The organism is Mesorhizobium sp. BHbdii (genome assembly GCF_053848045.1).
The window spans coordinates 2,120,176-2,138,304 of sequence record NZ_JBSPKX010000001.1 but is presented as its reverse complement, the minus strand read 5'-3'; the positions used below and the strand labels follow the sequence as shown (position 1 = coordinate 2,138,304).

General features: G+C 58.8%; 19 protein-coding genes and 1 pseudogene. 8 read left to right on the top strand and 12 right to left on the bottom strand.

The window, feature by feature from the left end; all coding sequences use genetic code 11:
- Positions 1–225: 225 nt before the first annotated feature.
- Both ACWTU8_RS10425 and ACWTU8_RS10420 read left to right on the top strand, forming a co-directional pair.
- Positions 226–1,023, top strand: a complete 798-nt coding sequence (locus tag ACWTU8_RS10425) for a LuxR C-terminal-related transcriptional regulator (RefSeq protein ID WP_455848011.1) — start codon at positions 226–228, stop codon at positions 1,021–1,023.
- 317 nt (positions 1,024–1,340) lie between these two features.
- A complete protein-coding gene (locus tag ACWTU8_RS10420) occupies positions 1,341–1,502 on the top strand; it encodes a hypothetical protein (protein WP_287339724.1) in 162 nt (53 codons plus the stop codon).
- 102 nt (positions 1,503–1,604) lie between these two features.
- Here ACWTU8_RS10420 and ACWTU8_RS10415 read toward each other — a convergent pair whose 3' ends face one another.
- Positions 1,605–2,393: a response regulator transcription factor gene (locus tag ACWTU8_RS10415; RefSeq protein ID WP_095521550.1), complete on the bottom strand. Its 789-nt coding sequence runs from the start codon at positions 2,391–2,393 to the stop codon at positions 1,605–1,607.
- 683 nt (positions 2,394–3,076) lie between these two features.
- Positions 3,077–3,733, bottom strand: a complete 657-nt coding sequence (locus tag ACWTU8_RS10410; protein WP_455848010.1) for a Crp/Fnr family transcriptional regulator — start codon at positions 3,731–3,733, stop codon at positions 3,077–3,079.
- A gap of 307 nt (positions 3,734–4,040) precedes the next feature.
- On the opposite strand from ACWTU8_RS10410, the pseudogene ACWTU8_RS10405 reads away from it, so the two are divergent.
- Both ACWTU8_RS10405 and ACWTU8_RS10400 read left to right on the top strand, forming a co-directional pair.
- Positions 4,041–4,759 (top strand): annotated as a pseudogene (locus ACWTU8_RS10405) (transposase); the annotation flags it as partial.
- A 222-nt stretch (positions 4,760–4,981) separates the two neighbouring features.
- Complete coding sequence (locus ACWTU8_RS10400) at positions 4,982–5,212, top strand: hypothetical protein (RefSeq protein WP_455848009.1); 231 nt, start codon at positions 4,982–4,984, stop codon at positions 5,210–5,212.
- A 121-nt stretch (positions 5,213–5,333) separates the two neighbouring features.
- On the opposite strand, the gene ACWTU8_RS10395 is transcribed toward ACWTU8_RS10400, so the two are convergent.
- The gene (locus tag ACWTU8_RS10395; RefSeq protein WP_084831449.1) at positions 5,334–5,561 is read right to left on the bottom strand and encodes a WGxxGxxG family protein; all 228 of its coding nucleotides are present in this window, start codon (positions 5,559–5,561) and stop codon (positions 5,334–5,336) included.
- Positions 5,562–5,710: 149 nt separating this feature from the next.
- Positions 5,711–5,962 carry a hypothetical protein gene (locus tag ACWTU8_RS10390; protein WP_065008252.1) on the bottom strand — a complete coding sequence of 84 codons (252 nt, stop codon included), beginning with the start codon at positions 5,960–5,962 and terminating at the stop codon, positions 5,711–5,713.
- A gap of 190 nt (positions 5,963–6,152) precedes the next feature.
- On the opposite strand from ACWTU8_RS10390, the gene ACWTU8_RS10385 reads away from it, so the two are divergent.
- On the top strand, positions 6,153–6,554 hold the full coding sequence (locus ACWTU8_RS10385; protein WP_455848008.1) for a hypothetical protein: 402 nt from the start codon (positions 6,153–6,155) through the stop codon (positions 6,552–6,554).
- 111 nt (positions 6,555–6,665) lie between these two features.
- Here ACWTU8_RS10385 and ACWTU8_RS10380 read toward each other — a convergent pair whose 3' ends face one another.
- On the bottom strand, positions 6,666–6,965 hold the full coding sequence (locus ACWTU8_RS10380) for a PRC-barrel domain-containing protein (RefSeq protein WP_029353907.1): 300 nt from the start codon (positions 6,963–6,965) through the stop codon (positions 6,666–6,668).
- 165 nt (positions 6,966–7,130) lie between these two features.
- On the bottom strand, positions 7,131–7,340 hold the full coding sequence (locus ACWTU8_RS10375; RefSeq protein WP_455848007.1) for a hypothetical protein: 210 nt from the start codon (positions 7,338–7,340) through the stop codon (positions 7,131–7,133).
- A gap of 192 nt (positions 7,341–7,532) precedes the next feature.
- On the opposite strand from ACWTU8_RS10375, the gene ACWTU8_RS10370 reads away from it, so the two are divergent.
- On the top strand, positions 7,533–8,015 hold the full coding sequence (locus tag ACWTU8_RS10370; protein WP_455848006.1) for a YidB family protein: 483 nt from the start codon (positions 7,533–7,535) through the stop codon (positions 8,013–8,015).
- 260 nt (positions 8,016–8,275) lie between these two features.
- The gene (locus ACWTU8_RS10365; protein WP_455848005.1) at positions 8,276–9,439 is read left to right on the top strand and encodes an extracellular catalytic domain type 1 short-chain-length polyhydroxyalkanoate depolymerase; all 1,164 of its coding nucleotides are present in this window, start codon (positions 8,276–8,278) and stop codon (positions 9,437–9,439) included.
- Positions 9,440–10,286: 847 nt separating this feature from the next.
- Here ACWTU8_RS10365 and ACWTU8_RS10360 read toward each other — a convergent pair.
- The 6 genes from ACWTU8_RS10360 to ACWTU8_RS10335 all read right to left on the bottom strand — a co-directional run bounded on the left by ACWTU8_RS10360 (position 10,287) and on the right by ACWTU8_RS10335 (position 17,097).
- Positions 10,287–11,939 (bottom strand): ABC transporter ATP-binding protein, encoded by a 1,653-nt coding sequence (locus ACWTU8_RS10360; protein WP_455848004.1) that lies wholly within the window; start codon positions 11,937–11,939, stop codon positions 10,287–10,289.
- Positions 11,929–12,813: an ABC transporter permease gene (locus ACWTU8_RS10355; protein ID WP_455848003.1), complete on the bottom strand. Its 885-nt coding sequence runs from the start codon at positions 12,811–12,813 to the stop codon at positions 11,929–11,931. The genes ACWTU8_RS10360 and ACWTU8_RS10355 overlap by 11 nt, the downstream gene beginning before the upstream one ends.
- Positions 12,810–13,856: an ABC transporter permease gene (locus tag ACWTU8_RS10350; protein WP_455848002.1), complete on the bottom strand. Its 1,047-nt coding sequence runs from the start codon at positions 13,854–13,856 to the stop codon at positions 12,810–12,812. The genes ACWTU8_RS10355 and ACWTU8_RS10350 overlap by 4 nt, the downstream gene beginning before the upstream one ends.
- Before the next feature lie 72 nt (positions 13,857–13,928).
- On the bottom strand, positions 13,929–15,536 hold the full coding sequence (locus tag ACWTU8_RS10345; RefSeq protein ID WP_455848001.1) for an ABC transporter substrate-binding protein: 1,608 nt from the start codon (positions 15,534–15,536) through the stop codon (positions 13,929–13,931).
- 112 nt (positions 15,537–15,648) lie between these two features.
- On the bottom strand, positions 15,649–16,002 hold the full coding sequence (locus tag ACWTU8_RS10340) for a Rieske (2Fe-2S) protein (protein WP_023797723.1): 354 nt from the start codon (positions 16,000–16,002) through the stop codon (positions 15,649–15,651).
- A gap of 12 nt (positions 16,003–16,014) precedes the next feature.
- Complete coding sequence (locus tag ACWTU8_RS10335; protein WP_029353929.1) at positions 16,015–17,097, bottom strand: amidohydrolase family protein; 1,083 nt, start codon at positions 17,095–17,097, stop codon at positions 16,015–16,017.
- Positions 17,098–17,231: 134 nt separating this feature from the next.
- Here ACWTU8_RS10335 and ACWTU8_RS10330 point away from each other — a divergent pair, with 134 nt between their 5' ends.
- Entirely contained in the window at positions 17,232–18,089 is an 858-nt protein-coding gene (locus tag ACWTU8_RS10330; protein ID WP_029353930.1) for a LysR family transcriptional regulator, read from the top strand.
- The last annotated feature ends 40 nt before the right edge of the window (positions 18,090–18,129 follow it).

Below are 18,129 nucleotides of genomic sequence, written 5' to 3'. Positions count from 1 at the left end.
CAAACACGATCATTCCGCTACCGGAGCGGCTGAAAGCCGGGCTCGTGCCTTCCCCAAAAGGCCGTAGCTTGAGAATCCGGATAGGCCTCGACGATGCTGCCCTACGCCTTAAGAGGGTATTTTGGGGTAGGGCTTCCAAGCGTAAGGTAAAAAAAGAAACTGTGCGGTGGTGCGTGGAGCGCCCTAATCGATGCGTGTATCTTAATCGCGCAGAGCGAGAAGGCCATGATGACAAGGCAATCTTTTATCACAGTGCTTGTCGGGCCGAGCGAGTTACTCCGAGAAGGCCTTAGTCGAATCCTGGATGCAGCAAATTTTCGTATTCTTTTCTCTGCGGCTTGTGTTCACGATCTTCTGCAGAAGCCGTTACCCCAGCACCGACCCATCTTGCTCATCATAGATGTCGGCGGTATTGATGCGGATGCTGAATTCGCACAAATTGCAGACTTTAAAGCGATTTACCCGACCTGCCATGTCGTTGCGCTAGCCGATTACTGTCGAACGACCGATATAGTTTCAGCTCTTCGTGCGGGGGCTGACGGGTATTTGACAAAAGCTGCTGCTTACGACACTTTCATCAAAGCTCTCGAATTGGTTATGCTAGGGCAGATGGTGCTACCTGCAGAAACTTCGACGTTTCTTCAAGACGTAAGGCATGGTCTGAAACATGACACGGTAACTGACGAGTTAACACACGTGGCTGTTAAAGTGGAGAATGAGGATCGAGAACAAGTAATTTTGTCAAATCGGGAAAGATGTATTTTATGGCGCTTGATCGAAGGGGAATCTAACAAAGCCATCGCGCGCGAGATTAACATCGCCGAAGCTACAGTGAAGGTACACGTCAAGGCCATCCTTCGAAAGATTCGGGTCCGCAACCGGACACAGGCTGCAGTTTGGGCGATGAACCATGGTATGCTTACGCCCCCCTCTGGCAATGGCTCGTCGGGGAACGAAAAGATGGCAACTCAGCAGTCTCACCATCTGCAAGATCTACTTGAAGCACAAAAGGGGTACCACTAATAATCATCATCCGATAGACCCGCTTTCCCGTCCTGACATATCGTCATTCGGGCTTGTGCGGTCACTTGCCAAAGCCTAGCGGTAGCGTTGGATAAGCGGCACGGGCTTCGGCCGAGGCCCTTCCGATTAAACTCGTCCACATTCGAACCCGCTGATTTCGAAGACAGCTACTTCCCCGCCCCTAGCCGATCGATAAGCAGTGGCCGACGGATGCAGATCCCGGGTTGATCCCGAGGACCAACGGGAGGTCAACCAACCGACCCAGAACGTCTTTCGCGATCGAATACGAGATCCCGAATAGGAAACGTGACCAACTGGTGGCGGTCCTCACCCAGATCGACGAGGAAGCCTACTCCACGAAAGGCAAATGGTTCCTCGAGACGGGGTTCGGGCTGCTGAGCGGGCAGCACAAGAATTTCGATACGATCGAGGAGGCCATAGGATGGGTAGGCAGACACACCTTCCCCGAGCCTGCTTAGATCGCAGATTGAGCAGCCGATTCCGCGGTAGCAATTAACCCGCACAGTCAGCTAGGCAATACTGCCGATCGTGCCGAAGACCTCGAACACAGCCCGCGGAATTCACCCAAGGCGGGCAGTGTTATGCCTGGTCCACTCTTCAGCCAGAGTTCCCTCGGCGAGGAGATCGTTGACCTTGTAGGCGACTTCCGTGCGGTTGGTCGCCTTCAGCTTCTTCATGATATTTCGGATGTGGACCTTCACGGTGCTTTCGCGCAGGTTCAGTTCGTAGGCGATAATCTTGTTCGCCTTGCCGCGCCGGAGCGCTTGGGCAACCTCGGCCTGCCTGAGTGTGAAAATGCCTGTCAAAGGCTGTCTGTCGCGGCTGCCCGAATCCATCAGGTGCCGCATGGAAAGGACACTGCTCGCCGGGACGAAGATGCCTCCCGCTGCCGCAAGGTTTATAGCCTCGACGCAGACATCGATTCCGACCGAGGTCGGAATGTAGCCGCGTGCACCGCATTCGAGAGCGGTCAGTATCTGTACAAGGTCTTCGGTGTCGGCCAGGATGACCACAGGGATAGATTTGAACTCGGAGGAAATGTGCCTGATCTCGTCTGCGATGCCATGATCGGTGACCTTCCGTCCGCCAAGGTTGAAGAGTATGGCTGCCAGGGGAGGGGCCGAGCCCTTCTTTACGCGCCATTCATCGATCGAACTCAAGGCGGCGACCCCCATGCCGAGTTCATGGTCCACGAGAGCCGATGCGAGACATTCGCGGTCTAGGGCCCTTCCGTCCAGGATGAGGAGGTATTCCCTCTGTCCGTGAACGCTTCCGCTGGACGGAACCCCTGACCGATTGGCCGAAGTGTAGTTATGCAGCCGTGCCGTGGAATACCCACTCTTTCCCATACCAAGCCACCTTGCGATGTAGTTTCTTCATTCACTAGCATTGCAGGTTTGATAACCAGGCCTTGTGAAAGCTTGAGGCTCGATTACCCCATTTGAGCCGTTTTCAGTTCTCCGACTCCTCAGCGAGACCAGCTTGGGTGAGTGTACGGTTTATTTATGAGCAGTCTCTAACATAGGTTGCTTTTTTCGTAATTTTCAAGGAAACCGACGCTAGGCTGGCCCCAAGGCGCTGCATTCTGCCTTAAGACGCAGGCATGGGACCACTTAGCCATCTTCAGCCCAGCCGACACCCGAACGTGGATCGGCTAGTGCCTGCCGCGATTGCAGACATAGACCAGAATTCCTGAAGGTGCTGTTGGCATAGTCAGGGCGCAGAAGTGATGTCCGCGGCGCAGCTTTAATTCGAGCACACCCGATGGATCTGCCGTAGACACGCCGTCCTCGCGCGGTAGGCCGTGTCGCCGTCGGGCGTGATGATCTGGCTTCTCCCGCATTTTGAATGGGTTGAGTTCCGCTGAGCCCAACCTTCGACCGCCTCGAGCCGGATGCGGCTGCCGTCGTTGAGACATACCAAGCCCCGCCAGGTGTCCCCGGAAATGTCTTGTGGAACTGTTCCGGCGACGGTGTCTTCAGCGGAGAATTTGCTGATGGTCCATATGCTGCCGCTCAGAGAGAGATAGCCGTTATCTGAGATACTCGTTGTCGAATCCGGCTGTTTCGACCAGCTTCTTGCGGTTGATCACCTCTACATAGCCTGACTTGAAAGAGACGAGATCGGCCTTGCGGAGTTCCCTTAACGTTCGATTGACGTGAACGGCGGTCATTCCGAGGATGTCGGCCAGTTCATATTGGGTAAGGGGGCACTCATATCTCCCATGGGCCGACAGCCCGACCATGGAGAGCCTCTCCTCCAACTCGAGCAGGAAATGGGCGGTGCGCCTCATCGCGTTCCGCCGCCCGGTATTCATAAGATGTTCGGCAAGGATGGCGTTCAAGCGGGCCAGGGAGCAGGCGATCTTCTTCCCGAGGTGGCCTTGGGACAAAGTGGCCTCGAGCAGTTCCTTACTGGGAATTTCATAAACAGCTAGTTCGGTTATGGACGCCAGCGACGCTAGACGGGGTCCGTCCACACCACGGAAACCGACAATGTCTCCCTTGAGAGGGGTGTCGATGATCTGCCGTTCTCCGTCCGGCAGTACGTGGTAAAGGATGGCCCAACCCGATTTTACGACAAATATCCCATCGTTGTGGTCATCCTGGCGGGAAATAACCGAATGGGGTTTGTAGATTTTTGCGGTAGCACCGAAAAAATCGTTGTTCCCCCAGCCGTTCTTCGACAACGTGCCCCCTACGGGATGCGACCGCATGAACTCCAACAGTGTCTGCATGAAGATTCACGAGCTTGCTTCTGTTTTCGGATAACGTGCAATAATTGCTCCAGGACGAGTTCACAGGACGACCTCCTAACGTAGAATCAGGCCGGGCTACTGTCCTCGTCTGTTTGAATGAGGCAAATTGCGCTTAGATCAAGGTGTTGCACGCATCAGGCGGGGAAGTCTCCCGGCTTTGATCTGATCCCCAGGATCTGGACCGTTCAGAATTGGAGTTTTCCGCTGTAGTTTCCCGGCTGGGAGAGGAGCAGAAGCGATGAAAGCATCGAAGTTTTTGGACGCGCAGAAGGCGTTCATTCTGAAGCAGGGAGCCGATGGGAACCCGGTGGCGGAGATCTGCCGGCGTGCCGGGATCAGCCAGGCGACCTACTTCAACTGAAAAAGAAATATGACGGGCTGCTGCCGACGGAGATGAAGCAACTGAAGCAGCTGGAGGACGAGAACGGCAAGCTCAGGAAGCTGGTCGCCGACCTGTCGCTGGACAAGGAGATGCTGCAGGACGTGATCCGCCGAAAACTGTGAGGGCTGGTCGCAAACGCGAGCTGGTGGCGGATACCTGTTGTGACTGGAACGTGTCGATCCGGCATGCCGGGTTCTGGAGTTCGACACCTCGACCTATCACTACAAGTCCCGCCGCCGCGACCAGGCCGGCATCGAAGCTCGGATCAAAGACATCTGTGCGACGCGGGTTCGTTACGGTTACCGGCGCGTGCACGTGATGCTCACCCGCGAGGGCTGGGATATCAACATGAAGCGGACCTATCGCATTTACAGGGATTAGGGCTTCAGCTGAGGAACAAAACACCGAAAAGGCGCGTCAAGGCGAAGCTGCGAGACGATCGCCAACCAGCCGTCGAACCCAACGACGTGTGGGCGATGGTCTTCGTTCACGACTAGCTTGCGACGGGCAAGAAGATCCGCGTCCTGACGGTCGTCGATACGTTCTCGCGCTACGTACCGGTGCTCGACCCGCGCTTCAAGGCCCATTTGGAGCGGCTTGAAATGGAGGCGGCGGAGGCCGATCGAAAAGTAGAGGAAGACGGGGCCTCTGCCGCCTGAGCGCCCATTGCAGTTGACGGCGGCCTAGTCCGACTAGGGCACGGTATCGCCAGCGGGAAGGGCAGAGGCGGAGTCGCCAAATCTAGGGAACTTTGTTCGTCATGCCGAGTTGGCGATTTCTCATTTGGAGAAAGAGCCATGTCAAAGAAAAACCGTCTTGATGACGACCCGGCCGAAGGCAGCCGCTCGGTAGTCGATCGAGCGTTTCAGCGCTCGTCGGGCAAGCCCGGGCCGGAAGAGGACGCCTGGGGCCAGTCAGAGAAAAACCACAAAGGTGGAACCAGCGACGGCGTCGCTAGCGCCAATCCTCGCGCCATATCCGGGAATGATGATGGCGACGCCACCTTCCCGTATAAGCGTAAAAAGTAGAACGCCGCACTGTGCGACGCAGAGAAGGCGCCAGTGCGGTGCTCAGCATCGCACATCTGAGGCAGAGCGCTACATAGGGCGGCGAGGATGGCGGAGCGGCGCTCGCTCACGCCGTAGCTCACTACCTGACGTTCGTCCGACCGAGAGTGTCGTCCCGCCTCCTGCGGCCTGCTAGACCTGCCAGACCCAGTAGGCCGATAAGGCCCAACCAACCCCAGTCGAAGTCGTCGCGAGCATCATCGGCTGCGGCAGGCGGTGTAGGTGTTGGCGTCTCTTGCGAAAGGGCAGGTGCTGCTGTTGCAGTTAGGCTGGTAGCCAGCATAAGGGCTAATAGAGATTTGGTGAGCATCGCAGTCTCCCGTTGTTGGAGATGCGATCTAACAGGCGGACACGACCTTTTGTTCCCGCGAGTGCTCAAACGGTGACCTGCGCAACCAAAATCAGGCGCGATCATCGGGCGCTGAGATCAGGGCGATCCGCACGGTTAATCCCGCCCGATCAGGACGCTTCCTGCACTTCCGCGACTTGTGGCGTCACGGGTGCAGAATTAATGACGTAGGTGTTCGAGGTCAGGTCGCTAGTAGATCGGATGATGATGCCGTCGTCTCTTAATCGGGCAAACGTCGCCCTTGCGATACGCATTGGCTTGCCTTTGGCATCTGCGGCGGTGACTTTGTTCGACCAGGGAACGTGAGTGATGGTGTCAACGCGCTTGAGAAAGCGCTTTTCCTTCTCGGTCAACTCGATCACGCCCGTTCCTCCATATCATTGGCAGCGTTTGGTTGGCCCGGTAACGTCGATGATGCGACTCCGTTCCAGGGACGCACGCGCCTAACCGGGGTGGGGAGCGAGCGGGTCCGCCGGACTGGCTATCCGCCGAAGCACCCTCGGCCGAGGGCGAAGAAATTAACATTGCCGCCAGCCCGATCTGCAGCGTGTCGTGGTCGCGGTCCACCCTTCAGGCACCAAGGGGCAAAGCGATGATGGTGACGAGATTGGCTTCATCGTGGCTGGCAAGGGTATCGACGGTCGCGCTTACGTTCTTGCTGACCGGACATGCATGCTATCTCCTGACGGCTGGGGGCGCCGAGCTGTCGATGCATATCATGGCCGCTGGTCGCAGACGCTGGACAAGGTGAAGGCCGACAGGATCGTGGCAGAGCGCAATTTCGGCGGCGCCATGGTCGAGCACGTCATCAAAACCATCGAGCCGACCGCTCCTTGCAAGGAAGTGACGGCCAGCCGCGGCAAGAAAGGCCGCGTCTCGCACGTCGGGTCCATGCCAGAATTGGAAAATCAGATGTGCTTGATCGCACCGGAGGCCAATGTCGGCGAGGGGTAGCCTGATCGTGCCGATGCGCTGGTTTGGGCGCTTACTGAATTGATGCTGGACGGCTCGACCTTTACGTTGGCGCATGTGTGAAACGGCCCGGCAGGGCCGGGCCAAGACAGATCAGCTATCGTGATGCTCAGGTAGCTCCTTCAATTGGTCCGTGGTCATCTGCGTGACGGCATGCACGGTTCCTTCTTCGTCCCGCATGAAATCGAGCTGACTCGCATACAGCGCCACGCGCTTCGAGCCAATGCCGAGGAACCCGCCAACATCGAACACGACCTGGGCCTGGTCTCCGGTTCCATGGACGTGATCTATCGAACTGATTTCCTCATCATCTCGACCGTAGATCGTCGCTCCTTCAACAACGTCAGCGCGCAGTTCAGCATTCGTAAGCCGTACGTGATCGGTGTGGTCCATTGTGGGGTCTCCTCTCATTTTGGTCTGAGGTAACCCCCGACACGGCCAACCGTTCCGAATGGGTGCGATGATGGCAGCACGGTCTGGGCAAATCTGTCAGCCTGCCGGATCGAGATCTGTCGACCTCTCGCTGCAGCTTCCGCTGTATTGGTCGGATTACCGAGTTCATTCCAGTGGTCTTGCAAGGGGCGAGGGCGGCCTTGGTCCGTTCCGAGCATCCGCGCCCTTTCCGGTTTCGATCTCGGTGAACTCTTGGAGGATGATCATTCCCTCGGCCTCGGCAAAGCGGGCGGCTGCGGCACGCTGGGCCCCCCAAGCCCGAGCGTCCTTGCCGATGTTGGGGACAACCCGATAATACGCGATTGGGGTCGGCATGTTGCTGTTCCCAAGTGGTGTGCAAACTGTAAGCCACCGTTTGCAGTTTGCACAATCGATGACGAAAGCCTAGTTCTTTCAAACCGATAGTTCGGAAACCGCAAATTGCAGCGTGCGTCCTGCACAATATTAGATCATCGTTCGCGGAACTTTTGCGAGGCCGAGCCCTTCCATCTGAACGAGGAGGAAGAAATGGCGAATCTGGGAAAATTAGCGATCGCGATGCTTGGGGTTCTAGCTTACCAGAACCGCGACAAGATCGGAGACATGATCGGTCGCGCACGAGAGCGGGATCCGAGCAATCCGCAAGGTGGAATCGTCGATCAACTGTCCAAAAGTGTATCAGGCACTGCTCTCGGCGACATTCTCGAACGATTTAGAAGTGTGGGCTCGGGATCGAAGGTAGACTCTTGGGTGAGCACTGGGCCGAACCAGCCGATCGAGCCACGCGAGGTGGAGATGGCCATAGACGAGGATACGCTCACGTCTCTTTCTATGCAGACCGGGCTTTCGCGAGAGGAGCTCATTGCCAGGATCACGCGAGATCTGCCTGATGCTGTCAATCAGATGACCCCAAATGGGGAAATACCCCCAGTTGAGCCGACGCACGGCTCGGATCAAACGACCCTGCTCGACGAGGTGCCCCCGAATACGACCCAGACTAAAGGTAGCTGATCTCCAGCCGGCGCGTGCCTGTGCCTGCATGCGCAGAGGGCGGCGCGTGCTGCCGCGGGCCAATGCCGACAAGTCTTGCAGAAGACGCGCTCTATCTCACAGCTAGTCGAGGCTGAAGACGTTTACTCCCGGCCGGCGCAGAGGTCGGCCGGACTCCATCTCCCCAGCGCCCTTGATTTTGTGCAGTGCAGCAACGATATTGCTGCGCGTGCGTTGCACAGATTGCCGTCTTCCGGGCGGTCACAACAGGGACGGCTCCATTGCGAAAAATCCCCGATACCATCGCCCGCCTCGCCGCGCTGCGGGCGCGACATGCCACGCATACCGCCGACCTCGGCGCGTCGGACCATCTCCAGACGCTGGCCGACTTCGGTACCAATCCCGGCGGGTTGGGAGCGAAGTTCTACATTGCCAATCACCTATCCAAGGGCGCCCCGCTCGTCGTCGTGCTGCATGGCTGCACACAGAACGCGGCCGGCTATAACCATCATTCCGGCTGGTCCCAACTCGCCGACGAGGCTGACTTCGCGCTGCTCTTTCCCGAACAGCAACGCGGCAACAATCCGAACCTCTGTTTCAACTGGTTCCAGCCTGGCGACACCAAGCGTGGTTCCGGCGAGGCGCTTTCGATTCGCCAGATGATCGAGACGATGGTCGTCACGCACGGTCTCGACCGAAGGCGCATCTTCATCACCGGCCTCTCGGCCGGAGCTGCAATGGCGGCGGCCATGCTGGCGACCTATCCGGAAGTGTTTGGCGGCGGTGCGTTAATTGCCGGCCTGCCCTACGGCAGCGCAACGACAATCCCGGAGGCGTTCGATCGCATGCGCGGCCACGGCGGTCCATCGGAACAGGATCTGCAACGGGCGCTCCGCCGCGCATCGGATCATCCGGGACCGTGGCCGAGGATTTCGATTTGGCACGGTGCCGCTGACCACACGGTTTCGCCTTCCAACGCAGAAGCGATCGCAGGCCAATGGCGAGGCGTCCACCGGCTTGAAAAATCACCGGCGCGCGTGGAAGCTGTCGGACCGCACGCAAAGCAGGTCTGGCGTAACGGCGCGGGAGAGGCCTTGATCGAAATCAACATGATCGCCGGGATGGGCCACGGCACGCCGCTCGGCAACGGCCTCGGCGCTCCGGGACCTTATATGATTGATGTCGGCATCGCCTCCACACGCGAGATCGCGCAGTTCTGGGGGATCGCGGCAACGGAGGAAAGCGCCTCCCGGAAATCAAGGCCGCAAGTGCCCGCCAGCGAACGGAAACTACCCCAGTCACTGGCGCCAGCTATGGAAAATGCGAAGACGAAGCCCCCACATTTGGCTGCCCTCCATCAGTTCCCGCGTCACACGGAATCGGGCCAGCCCGGCGTGAAGAAGATCATCGAGGATGCCCTTCGGGCGGCGGGTTTGATGCGCTAGGTGGACGGCGCAAATCGCCCGCCCGGTCAGTCTCGGGGACGAATGCCCCGATGCCGTCCGCATAGGTCAATTGCCCGGCCAAGCAAAGGAACGCGGTGTCTTTGCAATCGTTGACCGCTTTTCATCGAGCGGTCGCGAATCACCTCGTCTACATCCTGCCTCCCAGCGTGGACAACACCGGCCGGCCATTTGGGCGGAAGGATTTCGACCGTGTGAAGGAAGACCTGGCCAGCGTCAGTGGCGCGGACCGATGCCGGTGATTGATCGCCGGTGACGGTGAATATGATCACACGGCGCGGGGCTATCTCTGGTGCCGGTTGCCCGACGGACAGGGCAGCCTTCGATGGCCAACCTCCACGATCGGCAGCCGATAATTCTCGATCCCGCCGCCATGACGCCTGACTGGATCCGGCGACGCCGACCTCAGCGGCCAAGGACCTGCTCAGGCGCGATCTCGGTGGCCAACTGCAATTCAACAGAGTCGATCGGCAGGTGAATTTGAGCAAGAATAAGGGCGGAGAGGAATTGATTCAGCCGATCGACATGGCCTCGGAATACGGCCCGTTTCCTAAATGAGCGAACCGTCTTCGCGAAATAAACTCAGGTAGATCGCCACCAATTTCTGCCTTCAACCCGTTGCAGTCGTTCTTGCCACACTTGGGTGAACGACTGCTGCGCGCCTAATATCGGCCGTTGAGGTGACCGTTGCTACTGATGAAAGCAGACATTGTTGCAACCATTCTGGACGTCGCGGTTGCGGCATAACCGGTGATTCCCGCCACCCCTCAATATCGGACGTTCGCGCGAGAACTGGAGCCGGAGTCTCAAGCGGTCAATACGTTGGGATTCAGTTCGCCGCGCCGACCCGCTTGCGCTCCCGGGTTTCCAGCAGCTTCGTTAGCCAGTCTGGATCCACCTCCGGCACCGAGGAGAGAAGCAGTTCGGTATACGGAGCATGCGGCGGCGTCAGGATTTCGGTCTTGAGCCCCTGCTCGACGACTTTGCCTTGGTGCATGACGACAATTTCGTCGGCGATTGCCCGCACCGTCGCGATGTCGTGCGTGATGAAAATGTAGCTGACTCCGAATTCTTGTTGCAGCCGCATAAGGAGCTTCAGGATCTCTTCCTGTACGATCTGGTCAAGGGCCGAGGTCACCTCGTCGCAGATGATGAGCTCCGGATTAGCAGCTAGCGCCCGGGCAATGCAGATGCGCTGCTTCTGACCGCCCGAAAGTTCGCCCGGCAGACGGTCGAGGAAGCTTTCGTCCATCTCGATCATGTGCATGAGTTCGCCAACGCGGCGGTCGCACGCCGCCCCTTTGAGGCCGAGATAGAACTCGAGCGGCCGGGAGATGACTTCCTCGACGGTCTGACGCGGATTGAGCGCGTTGTCAGGCATCTGGTAGATCATCTGAATGCGGCGCAGAATGTCTCTAGGCCTCTCCTTCAGTGTTTTTGGCAGACGATGTCCCGCAAATGAGATCGAGCCCGAGACCGGCGGCAGCAGGCCGGTTATGACGCGGGCGAGCGTCGATTTACCGGAACCAGATTCACCGACGACCGCTACCGTCCGTCCGCGCGGCACCTTGATCGATACATCCTGCAGAACCTTGACTGCCCCGGCGTAGGCGGCGGTGATGTTGTCGATCGTGAGCAGATGGTCCGCGGCCGGCACTTCTGGTTTGGCTAGCTTTCGCACCGCCCAGAGCGTCCTCGTATAGTCTTCAGTCGGCGCCGCAAGCATCTGGCGTGTTTCGGCCTCCTCCACAGTACGGCCATGGCGCAGAACCATGATCCGGTCCGCCATCTGCGCGACGACGGCCAGATCATGCGTGACGTAGATCGCGGCAGTGTTGAACTCTTCGACAATCTTGCGGATCGAGGCGAGGACCTCGACCTGTGTGGTTACGTCAAGCGCCGTCGTCGGCTCGTCGAAGATGATGAGGTCGGGCCGGCAGGCCATCGCCATCGCCGTCATCGCCCGCTGCAACTGCCCTCCGGAGACTTGGTGAGGATAGCGGAATCCGATGGTGTCCGGATCCGGCAGGTGAAGACGCCGGTAAAGCTCGATGGCATCCCGATTCGCTGCCTCGCGACTGGCGATCCCGTGAGCCACGACTGTTTCGACCGTCTGATCGAGTAGCCGATGCGCCGGGTTGAAGGAAGCGGCCGCGCTTTGTGCGACATAGGCGATGCGCGAGCCTCGGAGCCGCCGCCGTGCGGTTTCGCTCATGGCGAGAAGGTCGATCCCGTCGAACACGATCGACCCTTGCGTAATTCGGCAACCTGGCTTGGCATATCCCATCGCGGCAAGCCCAATAGTGGACTTTCCGGCGCCGGACTCGCCTATGAGGCCGAGGACCTCACCGCGCCTTAGCGAGAGATTCACACCGCGAACGATCGGGTGCCAGCGCTCGTCGGAAAACCCTTCGACGTGAAGGTCGCGAATGCTGAGGAGTTTCGTCCCCTTTTCGCGTAGGCCAGAATCCTTACTTTTCATCGCGCAACCCGCTTGTCGCGTGCAGGAACCAGTCGACAACGAAATTCACAGAGACCGTGAGAAGGGCGATCGCGCCTGCCGGCAAGAGCGGAGTGATGTCGCCATAGGTGATGAGGGTGGCGTTTTCCCGTACCATCGAACCCCAGTCGGCTGTCGGCGGCTGGATGCCGACGCCGAGAAAGGAGAGCGCGGCGATGGTGAGGAAAACGAAACAGAAGCGCAGGCCGAATTCCGCGATCAGCGGCGGCAGCACGTTGGGCAGGATCTCCTTGGTCAGAATCCATCTCGGTCCTTCGCCACGCAGTTGTGCGGCTTCGACGTATTCCATGACGGCAACATTCAGCCCGACCGCACGCGCCAGCCGGAATACGCGGGTCGAATCGAGCAGGGCGATGATGAGGATCAGGTTGGTGACCGAGGAACCGAAAATGGACAGCAACATCAGCGCGAAGATGAGGCTTGGGATCGACATCAGCACGTCTACCGCGCGCGACAGAATTTGGTCGAGCCACCCCCGGTACATCGCGGCCAGCAATCCGAGCGTGACGCCCACCGCGAAGGACAGAAGCGTAGTCGCGAAGGCGATGCCGATTGTATTGCGCGCGCCATAGATCAGCCGGGTGAGCACGTCCCGACCGAGTTGGTCAGTCCCGACGATGAACTCCTGGCTCCAAGGCGCGAAAGCCTCGGTGAAAACCTGCGTTTCTCCGTAGGGCGCTATCCAGGGCGCTAACAGCGCGACGAAGACATAGCCAAGGATGACCACGACGCCGAACCAGGCGCTGAATGGAGCCTTTTTGAGTGCGGTTTTTACCCGGGAGGCGCGCGTGCGCCTCTGTCTCGGAACCGCCACGGCATGTTCGGTGCTGGTCATCGCGGGTGCAAAAGCCTCGGATTGGTGGCGATGGAAATGATGTCGGCGGTCAGGTTAAGCAGGATGTAGGTTGCCGCGAAAATCAAGGCGCAGGCTTGCACGACCGGAACATCCCTGGACTTCACCGCATCGACCATCAATTGGCCGATGCCGGGATAGACGAACACCACCTCGACGACGACCACGCCTACGATGAGATAAGCGAGGTTGAACGCAATTACCGTGACGATAGGCGCCCAGGCATTGGGCAGAGCGTGTCTGAGAACGATTGCCATCGGCGACATTCCCTTGAGCCGCGCCATGTCGATATAGGGGCTTGCCAGCATGTTGATAATCGCAGCGCGCGTCATACGCATCATATGGGCAACAATCACCAGCGTGAGGGTGATGGACGGCAGCGCTGCGCGCCAGACGTGCTCCCAGAACGGCGTTCGGTCGCTGATGTTCGCCAGTGTCGGAAATTTGGGAACCAGGTTCAGGACCCAGTTGATCGAAGCCGCGAGCCACTCGGGCAGGGACTGTGCGAATTCGGTTCCAATGAACGTGTCGCGCGAGATGATGAGATAGGCCAGCATATAGGCGACGAAGAATTCGGGGAATGAAATCGTCGTCAGCGTCACCGTGTTCACCACACGGTCGAACCAGCTGTTGCGGTAGAGAGCGGCGAGAATGCCGAGTCCCAGCGCGAGTGGAACCGCTATAAGGGCAGTCATCACGGCGAGGAACAACGTGTTGTAGAGCCGGGGCGCAATGATCTCGGCGACCGTGCGCCGGTAGCCGGTGCGGCTTGCGAAGGAAGAGCCGAAATCCCCCTGCACGATCTGTCCGACCCAGGCGAAATAGCGCTCAACCGGCGGACGATCGATGCCGATCTCGCGCTGGAACGCAGCGAGCGTCTCCGGCGTCGCCGATTGCCCGAGCATCGCCTTGGCGAAATCGCCCGGAAGCATGGCAATCGCCGAAAAGATGATGATGGAGACGATGAACAGCGTGATCAGGCCGAGACCCAGGCGCTGCAGAACCGTCCTAACGACCGGGTTCATGGGCGGTGCCTTCGAGCGTTTCCCCTGAAAAGAGCGAACCGCCCGCGCCGCCGGCGGTTCGCCTGGCGAACGTCACGCGTTGGCTTCCCACCAGCGCTCGGCCATCTTCAGTCCGTCATTTTCCCAGTTCGGCGCCAATTCGCCATGCGCCAGTTTCTTGGACTTGGCACTGACAAAATTGTTGAAGACCAGGACGATGGCGCCGCCGTCGTCATGCGTCAACTGCTGCATTTCGGCATACATCGCGGAGCGCTTGGCCTCGTCGGTCTCCGCGCGTGCCTGGTTCAGCAGTTCGTTGAAGCGGGGATTTTTCCAGAACGTCTCGTTCCAGCTGGAATCGGCCGAGTAGGCCTGCGTGAACATCCAGTCGGCCGTTGCACGACCGCTCCAATAGGAGGCGCACCACGGTTTCTTGAGCCAGACATTGTCCCAATAGGCGTCCTCGGCCTCGCGCACCACATTGACATCGATGCCGCATTGGGCCGCCGTCTCGCGGATGAGGGCGGCTGCGTCCACGGCGCCGGCGAAAGCGGCGTCGGCGACGGAAAGGTCGACCTTGAGATTTTCCATTCCCGCTTTTTTCAGATGGAAGCGCGCCTTTTCAGGATCGAATTTGTGCTGCGGCTCCGGATTGATGGCGAACTTGATAGCCGGCGCGATCGGGTTGTCATTCCCGACGGTTGCATGGCCAAGGAAGATCTTCTGCGCGATTTCCTCGCGGTCGATCGCCCATTTCAGGGCCATGCGCACATCGGGGTTGTCGAATGGGGCAACCGTCACGTTCATAGGCAGCGTGTAGTGGCCGTAGCCGGTGACCTCAAGGATATCGATATTCGGCTTGCGCTTCAGCATGCCGAGCGTTTTCAGGTCGGCGCGGCCGATATAATCAACCTCGCCGGTCGACAGCGCGGCCATACGCGCGGCGAGGTCCGTGATGGCGATAAACTCCACCTCGTCCAAATAGGGTTTGCCGTTTTTGAAGTAATTCGGATTGCGCTTGAGCTTCGCCGAGACGCCTGGCTGGAAATTCTCAAGCACGAAGGCGCCGGTCCGGACGCCCGATTCCCAGTCCGCCTTTCCGTCCTTGGCAGGCATGACGACAAGGTGATAGTCGCTCATGATGTAGGGGAAGTCTGCATTCCCGCTGTTTAGCGTGAAAACGATCGTTTCCGGGCCGTCTGCCTTGATGTTGGTCACCGATTCGAGCAGCGACTTCGCCGCCGATTTAGTGTCGGCTCCCATGTGATATTGCATAGAGGCAACCACGTCGTCCGCGGTGATGGTCTTGCCGTTGTGGAAGGTCGCACCTTTGCGCAGCTTGAAGACCCACGTCGTCGCCTCGTCCGAGGTCTCGAAGCTTTCGGCAAGATCCGGCTGGATGCTGCCTTTCGCGTCGACCTCGGTCAGGCTGTTGGACATGGCACCCGAAAAGGCGGTTTGCGTGAAGGTATCGGGATAGCCGGCCGGATCAATCGAATCCGTCGTCGCGCCATGCGCCATGCCGAGCTTGGCGAAGCCGCCCTGCTTGGGTGCGGCCCGCGCCACGCTCACGAAGAGCATATTGGCGGCGGCGACCGTCAGGCCTGCCGCCAGCCCTAGATGGATGAAATCACGGCGCGAAACCTTGCCGCGGCCGATCAGGTCTTGCGCCAAGCGCAGTTTATACTCAGATTCCGACACTGCTTCCTCCCATTGCGGATTTCCCGCATTCTTGTTGTTGGCATTTACCGAGCAGATCTGGCGGATTCAGCCGATTTGCCTCCTTTTGATTTTCCGCGGTTTGACGCAAATCCTACGCCGTTACATAGATTTCACCAGCTTCCACCGTGACAGGGAATGTTCGGGCACGCACGCCCGGGTCGACTAGGGCGGCACCGGTCTTTATGTCGAATTCCCAGCCGTGCCAGGCGCAGCGCACGATTTCGTTCTCGCGGTGGTAGATGAATTGCGCTTGGTCGACCGGTGCCGTGGTTCCGCATTGCGGTCCCTCGCAAAGCGGAGCGCCGCGGTGCGGACAAACGTTCAGCAAGGCATGGAATGAATCTCCGATACGGAAAACCCCGACTGAAAGGCTGCGGATCTTGGCGATGTAGGGAGTTCCGGTCTCGATTTCGTCGACGCGGCAAATGTATGTCTTCTCAGCCATGGTTTGCTCCCGTCACGCGGCATTCGCCGCTTGCGTGCGGGGAATGCGTTTATAGACCTCGAGCGCGTTCATTCCCATGATCTTGCTTTTCCAGGCGGGCGGGATGTGCAGCGTGTTGGCATCGTCATAATCCCAATGCGGGTAGTCGGAGGCAAACATCAGTGTGTTCTCCCCGTCCATTGCTTCGAGAGTGGACCAGAGATGCTGTATGTTCGCGGGCTGCTCCAGCGGCTGCGTGGAAAAGCGGATGTTACGCCGGCAATACTCTGAGGGCAGCATCTTCAGCCACGGCGTTTCCTTGCGCAGCGCTTTGTAGTCTGCGTCCAGGCGCCACAATACCGACGGAACCCAGGCCACGCCGCACTCGATGATCACGAAATACAAATCCGGCCATTTCTCGAAAACGCCATGCGCGATCATGCTCGCCACATGCGACAAGGCCGACATGTGAAGAATAGCGTGCGTCTCCCAGAAAAAGGTAGTCGGAGCCGGCGCGACCGCGTTCCAGTTGATGCCGCCATGGCCGCCCAGGTGGATCGCGAATGGCAGCCCGACTTCGGCGCAAGCCTCGAAAATTGGATGATAGAACGGATCGCCGTAGGGTTTGACCGAGCCTTGGGAGGCCAGAACCTGTACCACACGGGGATGATTGCCGAGGCGGCGGATCTCGGCTGCTGCGAGCTTCGGATCCTGCGGCGCGATGATGATGGAACCCATAAAGCGACTGTCTTTGGGAAGCCACTCGGCGATTTGGTAGTCGTTATAGGCGCTGACCAGCGCACTGGCGTAATAGGGGTTTGCCAGCGTGGATGCCTCTATCGGCTCGTCGCCGGTGAGGATAGCGGCCCCGACATTATATTTGTCGAGGTGCTTTTCCTTCATGATGAGATAATTGTCGGCTTCGGTCTCTGGCCTGACATCCTTGCGGGAGAAGTCCTGCGGGTGGAACCACGGACGGTGCCCGTGCGGGAAGGCGCCTCTCGGACCAGTTTTCTCGCCTTCCATGAACATGTCTTTCCAGACGCCGGAAAGATAGGGCTCGAGCACCGTCGCGCTCGACCAGTAATTGTGACAATCGCAATCGACTATGAACACCCCTATCCAACTCCCTGGCGTAGCAGGCCGGCTAACCTAGCCGGCTCCTTCAACCGCAGCTTCCGCCTTGGGAATTATTTGATCAAGCTTGTAATTTGGGGTAATACGATCGGATTTTTCGATTGCGAGGTGACATGCAGCTGGATCACATCGAGACCTTTCTCGACATCATGGAGTCGCGAAATTTCAACCGCACTGCGGATCGTTTGGGCGTAACGCAGTCAACAGTCAGCACCCGCATCAGGAACTTGGAGCAGGCCATAGGTTCGGAGCTCTTCCTGCGAGGACGAGCCGGCGCCGAACCGACCGCGGCGGGGCGGCGTTTCGAAGCGTATGCGCGCGCCGTGCTGTCGACATGGTCACAGGCCCGCCATGACGTGCGGGCATTTAACCGGTTCGAAGGCACCTTGCGCGTCGCTGCCCAGGTCGGGATGACGCGCTCGATATTGCCAGGTTGGGTGGAGACGTTGTTCCAAGTGCTGCCAAAATCGTCAATTCACGTGGAATCCGACTATTCGCCGCAGATGATTTCCGATTTGAGCTTGGGAAACCTGGATATTGCTGTGGTTTACGCGCCCCGATACCTGCCTGAAATCTCCTACGATCCTCTTATGGTCGAAGAATACGTGATGGTGTCTACGTCTGCCAGGATCCTGTCGGAGGTCAACCCGGATACGTATATCCGGCCAGGCTACACGGTCGCGCTTGAAAAAGCCCACGCCGTGGCGCTACCGGCATTGGCGATAGGCCGCCTTTCGATGGGCTCGGAAACGCTCGCCGAAGCGATGCTGCGGCGCATGGGTGGCACTTGCTATATGCGCAGTGACGACGCTCGGCGATATACCGCCGAGCGGCCGTCTTTTGTGGTCGAGGGTGCGCCCGCGCTTCAGCAGCCCGTTCACACCGCTATTTTGGCGCGCCGCAAGCACGAGCCGATCATCCGCAGAGGGATTCGCGCGCTCCATCTGGCCGTTATGTCCATGGAAAGTTAGATCGAAATACCCGATTGTAAAGGCGACATCTGCCGCTTTT

What these genes read in the sequence shown, in the direction of transcription:
- ACWTU8_RS10425 (WP_455848011.1), top strand. Translation starts at nt 226, where the DNA reads ATGATGACAAGGCAATCTTTTATCACAGTGCTTGTCGGGCCGAGCGAG.
- ACWTU8_RS10415 (WP_095521550.1), bottom strand. Translation starts at nt 2,393, where the DNA reads ATGGGAAAGAGTGGGTATTCCACGGCACGGCTGCATAACTACACTTCG.
- ACWTU8_RS10400 (WP_455848009.1), top strand. Translation starts at nt 4,982, where the DNA reads ATGTCAAAGAAAAACCGTCTTGATGACGACCCGGCCGAAGGCAGCCGC.
- ACWTU8_RS10395 (WP_084831449.1), bottom strand. Translation starts at nt 5,561, where the DNA reads ATGCTCACCAAATCTCTATTAGCCCTTATGCTGGCTACCAGCCTAACT.
- ACWTU8_RS10380 (WP_029353907.1), bottom strand. Translation starts at nt 6,965, where the DNA reads ATGGACCACACCGATCACGTACGGCTTACGAATGCTGAACTGCGCGCT.
- ACWTU8_RS10375 (WP_455848007.1), bottom strand. Translation starts at nt 7,340, where the DNA reads ATGCCGACCCCAATCGCGTATTATCGGGTTGTCCCCAACATCGGCAAG.
- ACWTU8_RS10370 (WP_455848006.1), top strand. Translation starts at nt 7,533, where the DNA reads ATGGCGAATCTGGGAAAATTAGCGATCGCGATGCTTGGGGTTCTAGCT.
- ACWTU8_RS10360 (WP_455848004.1), bottom strand. Translation starts at nt 11,939, where the DNA reads ATGAAAAGTAAGGATTCTGGCCTACGCGAAAAGGGGACGAAACTCCTC.
- ACWTU8_RS10355 (WP_455848003.1), bottom strand. Translation starts at nt 12,813, where the DNA reads ATGACCAGCACCGAACATGCCGTGGCGGTTCCGAGACAGAGGCGCACG.
- ACWTU8_RS10350 (WP_455848002.1), bottom strand. Translation starts at nt 13,856, where the DNA reads ATGAACCCGGTCGTTAGGACGGTTCTGCAGCGCCTGGGTCTCGGCCTG.
- ACWTU8_RS10340 (WP_023797723.1), bottom strand. Translation starts at nt 16,002, where the DNA reads ATGGCTGAGAAGACATACATTTGCCGCGTCGACGAAATCGAGACCGGA.
- ACWTU8_RS10330 (WP_029353930.1), top strand. Translation starts at nt 17,232, where the DNA reads ATGCAGCTGGATCACATCGAGACCTTTCTCGACATCATGGAGTCGCGA.